A 15260-nucleotide genomic window follows, 5' to 3' on the forward strand; every position below is an offset into this window, starting at 1 on the left:
ATGTCGGACACCTCGCGATCGCGTGTCGGCGGCGACGTCGAGCAACTGCTCGAGTTGCTGGCTGGCCGCAGGGTCGCGGTGTTGACGGGTGCGGGTTTGTCCACCGACAGTGGCATCCCCGATTACCGTGGGCCGTCCTCGCCGCCGCGCAATCCGATGACCTACCAGCAGTTCGTGGGCGACCCGGTGTTCCGGCAGCGGTACTGGGCGCGTAACCACATCGGTTGGCGGCGGATGGACGCTTCGGTTCCGAACCGCGGCCATCGCGCGCTGGCACGGTTGGAACGTATGGGGGTTGTCTCCGGCGTGATCACGCAGAACGTCGACATGCTGCATACCAAGGCAGGCCACCGCGCGGTGATCGATCTGCACGGGACCTACGCACGGGTGCGGTGCCTCGGCTGTGACGCGGTGATCTCGCGTATGGCATTGGCCGATCAGCTGGAGGCCATGAATCCCGGTTTCGCCGAGGACGTACTGACCGACGGCGTGGAGGTAGCGCCGGACGCAGACGCGGTCCTCGACGACACCGCCAGTTTTCAGATGGTCGATTGCGCGCAGTGCGGCGGCATGCTGAAACCCGACATCGTGTACTTCGGCGAGAACGTCCCGAAAAATCGAGTGGCGGCCGCCTTCGACCTGGTGGAACACTCCGATGCCCTCCTGGTCGCAGGTTCGTCACTCACCGTGATGTCGGGCCTACGCTTCGCCCGCTACGCCGCGAAAACCGCACGGCCGATAGCAATACTGAACCGCGGCCACACCCGAGGCGACGACCTGGCCACCTTGACGGTGCACGAGGGCTGCTCCGAAACCTTGGACGCAGTGGCCGATGGGTTCGCGACGGTGCCGGTGCGGTTGAGCGCTTAGCCACGGGCTTGTGTGCGCGTCGCCGCTGCGCGACCGTTGCCGAGGGAAGGGGTTTCGGGCGCGCGAGCGAGTTCACATCATCTATGCGGTACGTGCGTATTATCAAGCCCTCGGCTTTCGATGGGATGCGGGAGGTGGCGGGGCTCGTGCCACGGTTGGTGGATCATGAGGTGCGGCGCAGGCAGATCACCGATGCGGCGCGGCGCGTCATCGTCGGGGGTGGGCTCGACGCCGTGACTTTCCAATCGGTCGCCGCCGAGGCGGGGTTCTCGGTGCGGCTGGTGCAGTACTACTTCGGTACCAAGCGTGAGTTCCTGTTGGCGACGCATCGCTCGGTGATGGCGGATGCCGGTGCCCGTTTCGCCCGGCGCTGGGCAGAATTGGGGGAGCAGGCAGCACCTCGCGCGGCGCTGCGCGCGCTGTTCGAGGAATTACTGCCGCTGGACGAGCAACGTCGGGAAGAAGAGATTGTGCTCGGCGCGTTCAATACCGCGGCGATCGCGGGGCAGGGCATCAGCTCGGAGGAGACGCTCGCGGCGCCGCGCGCGCTGTTGATGCTCATCGGCGAGCAGTTGAAACGAGCGAACGCGACGAGTGTCGAACTCGACGCCCAGCTGATGGTGGCGGCCCTCGGCGGTCTCGCGCAGGGCGTGTTGTCTGGGTATGCCGATCCAGGGCGTGCGGTGGAACTGGCTGAGCATATACTCGACCGGGTGCTCGGTCCGGAAATCGGCGACAACGGAGGCGGTGCGGACTGACTCCGCACCGCGTATTCCGCTGCGGGGCCGCAGGAGCCCTGACACTTACGCTTTGTGGATGACCGTGGTGCGATCGATTCTGCTGTTCGTTCTGGCCGCCCTCACCGAGATCGGCGGCGCCTGGCTGGTGTGGCAGGGCGTGCGCGAACACAAGGGCTGGATCTGGGTGGGCGCCGGAGTCGTCGCACTCGGCGTCTACGGTTTCGTCGCAACCCTCCAGCCCGACGCCAACTTCGGTCGCATCCTGGCCGCCTACGGTGGAGTCTTCGTCGCGGGCTCCCTCCTGTGGGCCATGGCGATGGACGGATTCCACCCAGACCGCTGGGACGTGACCGGTGCGACCATTTGTCTGCTCGGCGTCGCGATCATCATGTACGCCCCGAGACCTGCTTGACGGCAGATCTTTTCGTCTTTCGCGCGTGTGCTGGGGAGGGCTGATCAGTCGGATTCCCACCGGGCCTCGTGGGCGGATTTGTCGGTGCGTAGGCCGCGCCAGCTGGGGTCGACCCACGGCCGGTAGCGATCCTGAACCGCGGCCGCACCCGAGCCGACAACCTGGCCACCCTCACAGTGAACGAGGGTTGCTCCGAAGCGCTGGACGCATTGGCCGAGGGTCTCGCGACGGCGCGGATGCGAGTGATCGCGTAGCCGTGGAATGGCATTTCGGGCGCGACGCCGGGCGTTCGGGTCCAGCACGCGATGTGCGCTACAGCTGCCCTACGGTCTCGGCGTCCGGTTGTGGGTTCGTCGGAGGCGTCCATTCTCGAAGGTGGCGGACGACAGCGGAGTGAAACGTGTCTGTCGCCGAAGTGACGCTGGCGATGAAGCTTGCCGCCGTCCCAGCTCGTCGATTGCCCATCGGGAAGGTTTGAGTGAGTGTGAAGGAGATGATGACCGCCGAGCGGGTCCCGGTCAGAAGCTTGGGGTTGTCGCGCACCGTGGCGAGATGTTCGCAGACCTCGATGCCCTGTTCGGTATAGGTGGCCTCGACTTGGAGGTCACCAGGTGCGGCGTCGAGCTGCTTCAACAGCCACGATAAGCGACGTGTCGAGGTGCCTTCGGTGGGCGCGTCCAGTGTGGTCCTGCAGGACACTTTGTTGGTTCGCACGTCGGCGGTGACAACGAGATCGGCTGGAGCGCCGGGTATCTGGAGGACAGCCTCGAAGACCCCTTCATTGGCGAGTCGCTCCGCGACGGCGATGGTGCGGGCGGCGGGGTCGCTGCGGTGTCGCCGCGGAAGGACATGTTTCACCGTGGCACCCAGTTCGGCGGTGAGCCGCAATGCGAGGTGGCGCGACAGTGATGTCCATGTATCGGCAACGGACAATGCTTTCTGGTCTCCGGCCCGGAGGATGCCTGCCGTCACCGAATCGCGGACCGCCACCCAGTGCTTGCCCATGTCGGCGAACTCTGTCGCACCGGATTTCGGATGGTCGAGGTAGCGCAGGAATTCGCTCAGTATCCACGTGTGTAGTTCGTTGTCGATTCCCCCGTGCGAGAGGAGCATGCGTGCCTCGTGTGCGATTTCAGCCCAGGACAGGTGACGGAGCGCGACTTTGGTGAGTTTGCGCCGATCGACTTCGACGGGGAGTTCGCCGGGACCGGCCGGGATGTCATTCGACAGACTGACGACTACGTCGTATTTCTTCCGTCGTGCCACGTCCAGATAGCTCTCGAGTTGGTCGCGCCGTAGCTTCGCGTTACCGGTCTTGACCTCCAGTAACCCCGTCCAGATACGGCTGCCTCGTGCGACCTTGAGTACCGCGTCCGGGATGACTTTCGATTCGCCCCGTTCGAACGGAACTTCCACATACCCTTCGAAAACACCGACGGGCGCGCCGATCCGCGCACATACCGCTCGGGCGAAGGGGCGCACGGTCTGCATGGTGGCCAGGAGTGCCGACGTCGCCCGGCGTTCCTGTTCTTCTCCGTTGCCGACGCCGATGACCGAGAACAAACGGGCCGGTGTCCAGCTGTCCGACTCGGCGAGGGTGAGTTCGACCGGTTTAGCCTTGCGTACTGCGCGTTTGGCGGTGCGCACTCCTTGTTTCCTGACCGCGGGTCGAGGGGGCGGCGCGGTGTCGGCAGGCGATTGCGCCGGCTGCTTGTCGACAGGGGCAGCGTCTGAGGGGGGTTCGTCCGGTTCGGTGTCGGCGTCATCGATGGTGACGCCGAAATCTGTCGCCATGCCAGCCAGTCCGGATGCCCATCCCTGGCCCACGGCCCTGATCTTCCATGTCTCGTCGCGACGATAGACCTCGCCGAAAACGAGCGCCGACTCGGTTGTCGCGTCCGCGGTGAGAAATTCAGCGAGTGTACTGCCCGCTTCGTCAACGACCAGAAATGACAGTTTGCCCAGTTTGCCGAATGTTTCGGCGCCGACGCTGCCTGCCACGACGATGGTGTGGACGTTGTTTGGTACAGCGGAGAGATCAATCGCGATCCGCGCCTGAGTGCCGTCCTCGGTGGCACTGGTGCCGAGGAAGCGCACGGATTCGTTCGGTGACTGGGGTTGGTTGTAGAAGACGAAATCGGCGTCGCCGCCGACCTTCCCGTCGTCGCCGAGCAGGAGCGCTGAGGCGTCGAGCTCGGTCTGTGAGTCTGTCCACCCGATTACCACGTCGACGCGGACCACACCGTCGGGCAGCGCCATGTTCTGGCCTTTGGCCAATGTGGGGAAAGCCCGAATCTCCGAAGACGTCACAGCATCCACCCTTCTGGTGGTCCAGCTACAGCCACGGGCTTGTCCACGGCGATCGTCCGATGACGACATCCGATCGCCCCGGTCCCGTAACCAGCAGCGACGCAGTGGTATTCGGCCGTTACGTTGCGCCCGTTACACGGTTATGACGGAACCGAGGATCCGTTCGTCGCCACCCTCCAGCCCGACGCCGACTTCGGCCGCATCCTCGCTGCCTACGGCGGAGTCTTCGTCGCAGGCTCCCCGTTATGGGCCATGGCGCTGGACGGGTTCCGTCCCCGACCGCTGGGACGTGAGCGGCACGACCATTTGCCTGATCGGCGTCGCGGTCATCATGTACGCCCCGAGACCGGCCTGACATCAGACCTTTTCGTGATGCGGTGCCTACCTGGGAGGGATGCTTTTGTCGGTGATGAGGTCGTGGAGCTGCGAAGAGGTGATCGGGCCGAGCAGGGTTCGGATCGGCACGGTCCTGCCGAAGCTCGATTTGATCTTCGTGCGCAGTTCCACGGCCAGTAGCGAGTCCAAGCCGATACCGCGCAACCTGCTTGCCGTGCGGACGGTCGATACCTCGGAGATCTTCAGGGTCTCCATGATCAGCGACTCCACGACGGTGGCTCGTTCCGCCGGTCCAGCCGTGGTAACGACTCCAGCGGCAGCGGAGTCCGAGTCCGAGTCCGTGCGCTCCTGCTGATTGCCGAGATCCAGTTCGTGCAGTAACGCGTCGCGCTGTAGCCGTTGATAGCGCTGGCCGACCGCCTCCCAGTCCGCCGGATAGCAGACCGGGAATTCGGTGTCCGTCGCGGACAACACCTCCTGGAGAAAGGTATGGCCTTCGTCCGCGTCGATTTCGCCGACCCCGACCGGGGTGAAGGCTCGGTTCGGATCCAGATCGTGCAGCATGCCCGCGCCGGCCCAGAAGCCCCACCGAACACCCCGTACTCGCAATCCCTCGGCCGCCGCGAGGATCCCCTCCATCGCGGCATTGGCTGCGGCGTAGTGAGCGAACTGGGGTGAGGGAAGAACCGACGACGCGGACGAATACGCGACGAGCATATGCGCGCCCGCACGTCGGGCGACCTCGACGAGGTGTCGGGTGCCGTCGACTTTCGGGATCAGCACCCGAAGCCAATCCGAACGGTCGAGGTCAGTGATCGGGCCGGTGGACAGTCGTCCGGCCAGATGGAAGACGAACAGCTTGTGCGCGTCGACCTGTTCGAGCCGATCGTGCAGGAGTTCCACCGCTGACGGGTTGCCGATGTCGCACCGCAGATACTCGAAAGGTGTTTCGCTGCTGTCGATGTCGCGGGTTCCGACCAGAATGATCTGGTCGAATCCCCGTGCGGTGAGGTCGGCCGCGAGCGATGATCCGAGTCCGCCGTTGCCGCCGACGATCATGGCGGCTCGTTTGTGCCGGGTAGGCGTCGGATCGGGTTCGCGTTGTTCGCCTGAGGTTTCGGGCAGGCCGAGCAGGGTTTCCTCGAGTTCTGTCGAGGTTGTTCGATAGGTGACCGATCGTGGCCAGTCGCCGGTGGGTGCTAGACCGGGGACGACGAGTGCTGTTCGATCGGGTGAATTGTCGGCTGCCAAACCGGCGTGAATGTCGTTTCCGTCGACGGTGATCGAGACGCGGCGGTCGTGCGCGAGGCCAGGCGTCGCGTGGGGGATCCTGGTGTCGAGGGCGGCCCGCAACAGTGTGGCACGTCGATCCGTGCCGACGACCACGACATCATCCTCGGGCACGAGCCGGGCGATCGACTCGACCTGCTGTGCGGCCTGTGCTGCCCACAGCGCGTCCGGCCACCGCTGTGCCCGTCGATAGGTCTCGAGCAGGTCGCGTGTGGCGACAACGCGCGGCCCGTGTCGGGGGTCGGACCAGACGATGTCGACGTCGCAGGACTTCGCCGAGTGTGGCCGGACTTCGAGTGACCAGCTGTCGAGGTGGCTGCCCGACGGGTGCGAACACCGCGGGATCGAGGCATTGATGTGATGGGAAAGTCGTGCTGCCCAGAGTGATCCGGCGTGATCTCGGCGAATTCGGTACTCGCCTCTGGCCGCGAGTGCCCGGATCGAGGGGAGTTCGCCGAGCGGCTGGTGTGCTTCGGCGCAGACGACCGCGGTCATGAGGGTCGGGAGTTCGTAGGGGAGTGCGCCCGTCAGTGAGAAGACGAATCTGCTGACGGCGCCGTCGAATTCGGTCACGCGTGCGCGCTCGGTGTCGTTCACGACGATACCGAGCGGTGTGTGATACTCGGCCGCGGTTCGGGCAAGGCTGGTCAGCACTTGGCCCAACCCGGCGAGATAATCGATGAGTGTCTTGGCCTTGCCGAGGGTGGGTCGACGCGCGTCGACGAGCAGTTCATGGCCGTCCTCGACCGTCGAGAGTACTGCTGCGCAGGTGGTGTCGATCAGCTCGCGCGTGGCGGGTGCGGTATCGGGTGTGATGGTCTGTGCCGCGGCGTCCACCGCGCGGCCCAGCGACGAGTCGAACATGTCGACGGTGCGCTGTTCGGCCGGAGCGGTGGCGGTGGTCAGTGGCCGCCATACCGGACGAAGGGCGGGGATGCGAGATCGGTTGCGCAGCGGTCGAATTCGCACGCCTTCGCATCGGATGGCGAGACGGTCGTGCGCGTCGAGGATGGCGATGTCGAAACCGGCCCCGCTCGTGCTGGGGGCGATGAGGGAGCGCGAGCTGCCCCGCAGTAGCGAACGATGGACGGTGATGCGGTCGGCGCCCTCGAAATAGAAGGGGCTGTGGATTTCTCCGCCGTCGACGAGCTGATAGTGCACCGCCGCGAGGCCGTGCAGCGCCGCGTCGAACAATGCGGGATCGATAGGGCCGCCGAGTGGGGACGCGTCGTCGAGGCGGGCGGTGACACAGGCATGCGAGGCGGATGCCCAGAGCTCGGAGATAGCACGGAACGGCCCATCCCAGTGGTTTCCGGCCGCGGCGAACCCTGCGTAGAAGTCGGTGACCGACAGCGGTGCGAGATTCAGTGGCAGGGTGATCGATGGCGTCGGTTCCGTGGGGGCGCAGGGCAGCACGGTCGCCGTGCAACACAAGGTCGGTCCGGTGCTGGTGTCGGTGGTGAAGTGGACCTCGACGCGATTGTCGGTGCGCGACACCGTCAGTGCGAGTTGTTCGGCGTTGTCGTCGATGACGATCGCCTCCACGAACCGGACGGTGTCGACGGTCAACGGCCGATCCGCGTGCTGGAGGGCGCGCGCGAGGCAGCTGAGTGTCAGCGTGCCCGGCGCGACCGTTTCGCCGCGAACTCGGTGCCCGGCCAGGGCCCGCACCTGTGGGCCGGTGAACCGGTAGGTCACCGACTCGCTCGCTTCGCCTTCGGGTGCGGTGGGTCGGGACGTCGTTCGCGCGGCGGGAGGCAGTGAAGTGACGTGGCGCGGTGAATGCTGCCAGCTCAGCGTGGCGGCAAGCTCGGATGTCCACGGCGGCAACCGTTCCGGACGCAGGGGGCAGTTCGCCGCGAAGAGCGCACCGAGGACCGTGCGCAGGAAATTGTCGCCACCGAGGGCGTCGGTGGCCAGTACGGTGCCTGGAACCAAGGCGCGCAGGTGTCCTGCCAAGACCGCACGCGGGCCGATGTCGACGATGATGCCGTACCCGTCCTCGCTCAGACGCTGCGCGACCGGTGGAAGTTCGACCGGCGCACGGAGGTTGTCGAGCCAATGTTGCGGGGGCAGCGCAGTTTTCGGTGCGCCGCCGGCGGGGCCGGTCGAGGTGTAGAACGGCACGTCGACAGCACGTTCGCCGAGAGCGGTGGCGGGCTCGAACGCGGGCAGCGCTGGTTCGACGAACCGGCTGTGCGATCCGAACACGACCTCGAGGGCGCGTGCCTCGTGTCCCTGATCCATCGCGAGCTCGGCCACGGTGTCGAGGGTGTCGGCGGTACAGGCGAGGACCACGCAGTGGGGGCTGTTGACCACCGCCACATCCGCCGATGCCGGGATCCAGTCGCGTTCGTGTGCCACCTCGGCGCCGGTGATCACGATCATTCGGGTGTTGTCCGAATGCATGCGCACCGATTCGGTCCGTGCGACGAGCAGTCGTGCCGACTCCTGTAGGTCGAGCGCGCCCGCGACACAGGCCGCCGCGATGTCGCCGAAACTGTGTCCCAGCACCGCGTCGGGGACGACACCGTAATCGCGCAGGGCGAACGCGATGGCCAGTTGCGAGGCCCACGTGGCGTAGGGCTGGAGGGCGGCGGGAGTGTCGGGACGTCCGTCGAGCACGGGCCGGTCCTGGTGGGCGGCATGGTCGCGCACGGCGGAGTAGGCGGCGTCCAAGTGGTTTCGCAGGATCGGGTCGCGCACCGCCGTCGGGTCCAGCCAGTCCGCGCCGAAACCGCCGAACGCGAACACCACCTTCGGCACCTCGCGCCAGAGACCGGCGAGGAGCCCGCTGCCGGTGCTGCTCGTCTCGGGTCGGCTCGCAGTCGGGTCTGTTTGCCCGTCGGCCTGTCGCTGGTCGACGCTGTGATTGACCCGGTAGGCGAGTGCGGGTGCGAGTGGTTCGTCGTCGTCGACGGCGTGGTCGGCTGGCGGGCGGGCTCCGCTGGAAGTCAGGTGCGGCAGTGCGGGAAACGAGGGCGATGCGGTCTCTGGCGAGGTGGGCGGTGCGGACAGTACCGCGTGCGCATTGCTTCCGGTGATGCCGAAGGAGCTGACGCCTATCGCGGCATTGTTCGGCAGTGCGAGGTTGTCTTCGATGTGGGCGAGCAGCCCGCGCGCCGCCGTGGACAGATCCGTGTGCAGCTCGCCGTGCACCAGCATCGGTGGCACCGACGCGTGGTGCAGGCTCAAGGCGGCCACGACGAGCCCCGCCATGCCGGAGGCGGCCTCGCAGTGCCCGATTCGCGTTTTCACCGATCCGATCGGCAACGGGTGCGTGCGATCGGCGAAAACCGTGGCGAGTGCGTCGAGTTCGACCCGGTCGCCGACTGTCGTTCCGGTGCCGTGCGCCTCAACGTAGGAGAAGTCGGCCGGTTCACGGCCCGCCATCGTCATGGCGCGTCGGATGACCTCGACCTGACCCGCCACGGACGGCGTGGCCAGCGAACCGCTGCGGCCGCCGTCGTTGCCGGTAGCCACGGCGTCGAGGACGGCGTAGATGCGGTCCTGATCCTCCAGCGCGTCCTGTAATGGCCGCAGCGCGAGCACCGCGAACCCGTCACTGCGGACGAACCCGTCCGCTCGGGTGGTGCCGAATTTGCAGAGGCCGTCCTCGGCGAGCATGCCGGATCGGTAGAACGAAAGGGTTTCGTACGGGTCGAGGATGAGGTTGGTCGCCGCCGCCAGCGCGATCGAGCAGTTGCCGAGCAGGATGTTGTCCGCGGCGGCGGCCACCGCCGACAATCCGGAGGAGCACGCGGTGTCGATCGTGATGGCGGGGCCGGTGAGACCGAAAACGTGCGCGAGCCGACCCGACAGGCCACTGCCGGTGTTCCCGACATTGCTCATCGCGTCCAGACTGGTGTGGTGTCGGGCACTGTGCCAATAGTCGCGGGTGATGTATCCGCTCACCACGGCGGTGACGTGGCGTTGCAGATACTCCAGGGTGAACCCGGCGTCGCCGATCGCCTCGAACGCGGTTTCCAGCAGAATGCGTTGTTGCGGATCCATCACCTCGGCCTCGCGGGCGGAGACGCCGAAGGCGGGATGGTCGAATTCGTCCCAGCCGTCGACGAATCCGCCGGTGCGGCAGACGGTGGCGAATCCTGGGTCGGGGATGTCGTGGTCGGCGAGATAAGGTGCGCGGCTGTCGGGCGCCGTCCCGATGGCGGTGTCGCGACGGTGCAGCGCGCGCCACAGGCCGTCGGGCCCGCGCCCGCCCGGTAGCCGCACGCCGATGCCGACGATGGCGATCCGTCGATCCATGGCAGTCACTCTCGTTGAGTCGCGGAACAGGTTTTCGACACGGGATCGTCGATGCGCAGGGCCTGTCCAGGGCAACAGCCGACTGCGTGCTGGAGCAGCGCGGGATCGGCGGTGTGTGCCTCGGCCTGGTCGATGACGACCAACCCTCCCTGGTCCTGTGTGAAAATGTTCGGGTCGATGAGGACACACATTCCGGCGCCGCAGCAGCGCGACCGGTCCGCGCGAATCACGGTGAGCGCTTCGGTCGCACGGTCAACCGGGTCAGGCCGTGCACGATGGTGTCGTCCTTCATCGCGTAGGAGTCGAGGGCGAATTCGTCGTAGCGCTCGAGAAAGACGCGTAGTGCGACCGTGAGTTCCACCCTGGCGAGTTGTTGTGCCACGCACTGGTGGACACCGAATCCGAAGGCGAGGTGGCCGCGGTCCTTGCGGGCCACGTCGAGGACGTGCGGGTCGGGAAAGCGCGTGGCGTCGAAATTGGCGGCGGGCAGGGACACCGTGATCGTCTCACCGGGCTGGATGACAACCCCGCCCAGCGACACCTCCGCCACGGCGGCGCGGGATATCCCGTACTGAATGATGGAGAAGAACCGGAGGAACTCTTCCATGGCATGTCCGATCGCGGTGTCGTCGCCTCGGATCGCCTCGGCCGTTGCGGGATTGGCCAGCAGGTGCAGCCAGCTCAGTGCGATCATGTTGGTGGTGGTCTCATGTCCCGCCGTGTACAGCTGGAACGCGACGCTGGTCATTTCCGCGTGGCTCAGCTGTCCGTCGTCGATCATGTTGGTGATGAACCCCGGTGCGTGGTCGCCTTCCCGGCGCAGCACCACTCGACCCAGCTCGTCGAAGATGGTGCCGAACATCCCGCGCACTTCGTCTGCGGAGGACTCGAGTGAGAGCATGCGTTCCAGGCAACGGGTCAGGGTGTGGCTCGTCGTCTCTTCGACGCCGAGCAGTTGGGTGATCACCAAAGCCGGTAGCGGTGAGGCGATACCCGAGACCAGATCGATCGTGTCGCCGCGGCAGGCGTCCCACAGCGCGTTCGCGCGATCGGTAATGCTTGCCTGTAGTTTTCGCATCTCGCCGAGCCGCAACGCGGCGGCGACGATGCGACGATAATGGGTGTGTTCGGGCGGGTCCATGCCGACGAACATCCCCGGCCGGTCTTCCGGGGGCTGTCCGTCACCGATCGCCTCGTGAATGGCCGAATGTCTTAGGTCGGGGCGGGAACTGAACTCCGGCATGGTGAGGACCCTGCGGCACAGCTCGTAATCGGTGACGATCCAGCCGACATGCCCTCCCGCGTAGCGCAGGCGGTGGATCGGTCCGGCCTCGGCCATGGCCACGAGGCCGGTCGGCAGCGCGAAGACACCGGTTCGTCCGCGTGGAATGGTCGGCAGTGTGTGGGTGCGACCGGCTGCGCCGGTGGGTGTTTCCGTCACTGTTGCTCCCCGAACTGAGTGAGTGTGTGCGCGAGGGTGTCGACGATGTGGCGCGCCTCGGTGGGTGTGTAGTCGGCGGGGTCGGCGATCAGCGAGATGTCGATGATGCCGGAGGCCGGTCGTTCGTTCACCGCGATCATGGGCAAGGCCGGAATCGAGGACTCGGGCAGGACGAGAACTGTGCCTGCCTCGGCGAGCCGGGTGAATCGCCGAGCCGCGCCACGCGCGTTCGATACGACCAGCTGTGCGGGCGCATTGTGTTCGGGTAGGTAGAGCCGACCGTCCCGGAACGGTGCCGCGGGGACCTCCGACTCCAATTGATCCATGAGTTCGGTGTCGACAGCTTGCGCCGTCTCGATGAACGCGGCCCCGGTGCGGGCCGAACGCGGGACCGTCACCAAGGCTCCGTGGCTGCAATTACCGATTGCTCGAGTCGGAATGGTCTGTGTCCGTTGCGGATCGGCGAACACTCGGCAGTCAACCGGTGTACCGACGACCACGTCGTCGCCGGTACCGATGAGGGGTGCCAGCGCGGTGGCGATCACGCCTGTCAGTGCGGTGGAGGTGGCGGCACACGCGTCGTCGATGGCTCGTACGAGCGCACGGTCGAGCGAAAGGTGTATCGGTTGTGCGGGTTTCAGCGGTGTGCTCGGCGCTTGGCTGAAGAACTGTCGGGTCGTGCGGATCGTCGCATCGGGTTGGACACCGCCGAGTATTTCCTCGGCGGTGTGGGGCCAGTCGCGCGCCGCCACAGTGGCTATCGAATCGGCTTCGGGCGCAATGCCGATCAGCCCGAGTAGGTGATCGATGACGGAGAGAGCGCCGGTCACATCGCATAGAGCGTGATGCAAGCGTCCGGTGATTCGCGTTTCGCCGTCGCGGGCGGTGTCGATCTCGAATGCCGAGAGCGCCGCCGCCACGTGCGCGCCGTGTGCGGACGTCGCGACCGTCGGGTCGGAATCGGGGGCGTGGAAGGCGAAGCCGTCCGGTGTCCGGACGATGCGGCCGCCGAGTCGAGGGAACTCGGCATGCAGACGGCTCAGCCCCTCGGCGGCCGCGTCGAGCCCTACCGCGGTAGGGATCTCCACCTCGAAACCGGTGTGCCAGTCGAGGAACGCGTGGAATACCTCGCTGGGCGCCAGGAGCCGGGTCACGTCGTTTCATCTCCGGTCGCGGACAGTCGTCGTACCGTGGCGTCGACGGAACCGGGAATGATGGTGGCGAGCGGACGGCCCTTCGGGTGCTGCGCTGCCGCGGATTCGACACGGACCGTCGTCAACATTTCCGCGACGGCGATCCACATCATCTGCCAGGCGTACTGTTCGCCCACGCAGTGCCGAGGACCGAGCCCGAACGGTGTGTAGGAGCCTTTCGTGACCGGGCAGGCACCCTGGGCGAAGGTCTTGGGCTCGAAGCCGGCCCCCGCGGCGAAGTAGGCACGGTCCCGATGCATGGCCCACGGGCTGTACATGACCTCGGTGCCACCGGGCAGCGCGACACCGCGCAGATCGATATCCCGGTTGGTGCGCCGAGAAATGACCAGAATCGGCTGGCGGCAGCGCAGTAGCTCGGAGAGCACTCGCTCGAGCACCGGCGTCTGCGTCAAGTCGGGGCCGTACTCGACGCCGTGGTCGCGTGCCAGGGTGAGCTCCTGGCGCAGGGTGTTCTGGAGGACGGGGTCGGCGGCGAGTTCCACCGTCAGCCACGACAGTGCCGTGGCGGCGGTCTCCGCACCGGCCATGGTGATGGCCACGATCTGATCGGCCATCTCGTCGGCGGTCAGTGGCGCGCCGGACGGGCCACGGACCGAACGCATCACCGAGATGAGGTCGAGGCGCTCGGAATCGACCACTCGCGGTGCGTCCATGGCTGCCGTGATCGCCGCGCGAAGCTGGTCCATCGCGTTGCTGTGCCGCCGATTTCGTGCGGTCGGTATCCGCAGATACCAGTTGGGTGCCACGGTTCGGAACATGATGGCCTCGAGGACGGTGCCGAGCCATTCGTGGATGCGGTCGAATCCTTCGTGGTCGATCTCCGTACCGAACATGGTGGCGGCCAGGATCTTGAAGGTCATCCGGTGTAGGGCGGCATCGATATCGAGGGTGTCTTCCCACTGTGCCAGTTCCTCGCGCACCACATCGAGCATGAGTTCGGAGAGACCGACCACGTGTTCGCGTTTGAAGAACTGGTCGAGGTAGCCGCGTTGTCTGCGGTGTTCTTCGCCGTTGGCCAGCACTACCCCGTTGCCCGCGAGTCGGCGCACGCGGTCGTAGAAGATGCCCTTGTCGAAGCTGGCCTTTCGGTCCACCAGCATGTCGTTGACCAGTAACGGATCGGTGAGAAAGACGAGGTCCTTGCCGAGCGCGCGGAAGACGTGGATGTCAGCGGTGGTGTTGAGTTCGGCGACCCAGGCCAGTGGATCGCGCGGGAGCCCGAGCAGGGTTCGCAGGAGCCCGACACCGGAGTGCACCCGGGTGGTGTATCCGGCGGTGCGCTCATGCCAGTCCGTCGGCGACGAGGTCGCGGTAGGACTTGCCGGTGAACAGCGTGCTTCCCTTTTGGAATTGAACAACCCGAGGATACCGGCCATCCCACACATGCCTTTCTCCGTTGTATCGCGAGGTGCGATAGGACCAGTCGACATTGCCGCACATCATGTGCCACAGCAGCGTGCCGTAGCGGCTCACCGTGTGGTCGGGGCCGAGTGCGGCGACGGCCTGGTGCAGTGTCTGGCGGAAGGTGTTTTCGTTGCGTTGCACTTCGAGGCCCACGCGGTCGAACGCGTCTTGTACCGCGAGGTTCTCGCTGAGCATCAAGGTGGCCACCGCGTTCACGGTGTCGTTGGCGTCGGCTTCGGCGCGGAAGGAAAACAGGTCGTTCGCGAGCGCGATGTGGTCGAGCGCGTGGTCGAGCAGTTGGTCGCGCAACCGCGTCGCTCGCGCCGACTCGTCGATGAACGGTGGTGCGAGGGCCGTACCGAGGGCGAAGTACATGCCCATGCCCACGCTGTTGCGGCGCATCCGCAGGTAGGCGTCGAAGTCGTAGATGGTCTCGGAGTTGCGGTAGAAGACCTCTTCGACACAGCCGATGAAGAAGCGCTCCACCTCGTGGTGGAAGCGTGCCCACACCGGTTCGGTGAGGTAGCCGCGCAGTGTGGTCAAACAGTTGTGCAGCGGCTTGAACCAGATCGCCAGCTCTTCGTTGGCCGGCTCGTCGATATTCTCGCCGTCGAACAGTACATCGATGGCGGCCTTCATCTCCGCGGCGTAGCCGGGGTCGCTGCCCAGCCGGTCCTTGTCCACCAGCGCGTTGTCCAGGATGGAGAGGTACTCGGTGTATCGCGCTGCGGCGACGAGGAATTCGTAGGGTGCGGTGGGTAGGACCAGGATGGTCCACAAGGATGCGCGCTCGGCGAGCAATGTGGTGAGCGCGGCGGGCGAGAGCAGATCGGCGAGGCCTTCTCGACACCAGTTCTGACTGTCGAGTACCAGCTGCTCGGCGTCGGGTCGTTCGAGGGTCGGGACACAGTGTTCGAAGCTCGGCAGCAGCACGTGCAGGCCGGCGAGCGTGTGGGTGAAATTCTCGGCCATGA

10 protein-coding genes and 1 pseudogene are annotated in these 15260 nt (G+C 66.0%); 4 read left to right on the plus strand and 7 right to left on the minus strand.

What is annotated here, in order from left to right; all coding sequences use genetic code 11:
• From ABEA50_RS09520 to ABEA50_RS09530, 3 genes are all read left to right on the plus strand, one after another.
• Positions 1-870, plus strand: a complete 870-nt coding sequence (locus ABEA50_RS09520; RefSeq protein WP_345494875.1) for an NAD-dependent protein deacetylase — start codon at positions 1-3, stop codon at positions 868-870.
• 92 nt (positions 871-962) lie between these two features.
• Positions 963-1628, plus strand: coding sequence for a TetR/AcrR family transcriptional regulator (locus ABEA50_RS09525; RefSeq protein WP_345494876.1), 666 nt, complete (start codon positions 963-965; stop codon positions 1626-1628).
• A gap of 58 nt (positions 1629-1686) precedes the next feature.
• A complete protein-coding gene (locus ABEA50_RS09530) occupies positions 1687-2022 on the plus strand; it encodes a YnfA family protein (protein ID WP_345494877.1) in 336 nt (111 codons plus the stop codon).
• 312 nt (positions 2023-2334) lie between these two features.
• On the opposite strand, the gene ABEA50_RS09535 is transcribed toward ABEA50_RS09530, so the two are convergent.
• Entirely contained in the window at positions 2335-4281 is a 1947-nt protein-coding gene (locus ABEA50_RS09535; protein WP_425577635.1) for a TerD family protein, read from the minus strand.
• A 213-nt stretch (positions 4282-4494) separates the two neighbouring features.
• Between ABEA50_RS09535 and ABEA50_RS09540 the strand changes: the two are divergent.
• Positions 4495-4687 (plus strand): annotated as a pseudogene (locus tag ABEA50_RS09540) (YnfA family protein); the annotation flags it as partial.
• 26 nt (positions 4688-4713) lie between these two features.
• Here ABEA50_RS09540 and ABEA50_RS09545 read toward each other — a convergent pair.
• The 6 genes from ABEA50_RS09545 to ABEA50_RS09565 are packed head-to-tail and all read right to left on the minus strand — an operon-like array spanning position 4714 to position 15258.
• Positions 4714-10227, minus strand: coding sequence for an SDR family NAD(P)-dependent oxidoreductase (locus ABEA50_RS09545; protein ID WP_345494879.1), 5514 nt, complete (start codon positions 10225-10227; stop codon positions 4714-4716).
• Positions 10228-10232: 5 nt separating this feature from the next.
• Positions 10233-10457, minus strand: coding sequence for a ferredoxin (locus ABEA50_RS30920; protein ID WP_425577582.1), 225 nt, complete (start codon positions 10455-10457; stop codon positions 10233-10235).
• Complete coding sequence (locus ABEA50_RS09550; RefSeq protein ID WP_345494880.1) at positions 10454-11668, minus strand: cytochrome P450; 1215 nt, start codon at positions 11666-11668, stop codon at positions 10454-10456. The genes ABEA50_RS30920 and ABEA50_RS09550 overlap by 4 nt, the downstream gene beginning before the upstream one ends.
• Complete coding sequence (locus tag ABEA50_RS09555; RefSeq protein WP_345494881.1) at positions 11665-12822, minus strand: hypothetical protein; 1158 nt, start codon at positions 12820-12822, stop codon at positions 11665-11667. Before ABEA50_RS09555 ends, ABEA50_RS09550 begins: the two co-directional genes overlap by 4 nt.
• Positions 12819-14138, minus strand: a complete 1320-nt coding sequence (locus ABEA50_RS09560) for a cytochrome P450 (RefSeq protein WP_345494882.1) — start codon at positions 14136-14138, stop codon at positions 12819-12821. Before ABEA50_RS09560 ends, ABEA50_RS09555 begins: the two co-directional genes overlap by 4 nt.
• A 25-nt stretch (positions 14139-14163) precedes the next feature.
• On the minus strand, positions 14164-15258 hold the full coding sequence (locus ABEA50_RS09565) for a terpene synthase family protein (RefSeq protein ID WP_345494883.1): 1095 nt from the start codon (positions 15256-15258) through the stop codon (positions 14164-14166).
• Positions 15259-15260 lie beyond the last annotated feature (2 nt).

It is taken from the genome of Nocardia callitridis (assembly GCF_039543305.1).
GTDB lineage: Bacteria > Actinomycetota > Actinomycetes > Mycobacteriales > Mycobacteriaceae > Nocardia > Nocardia callitridis.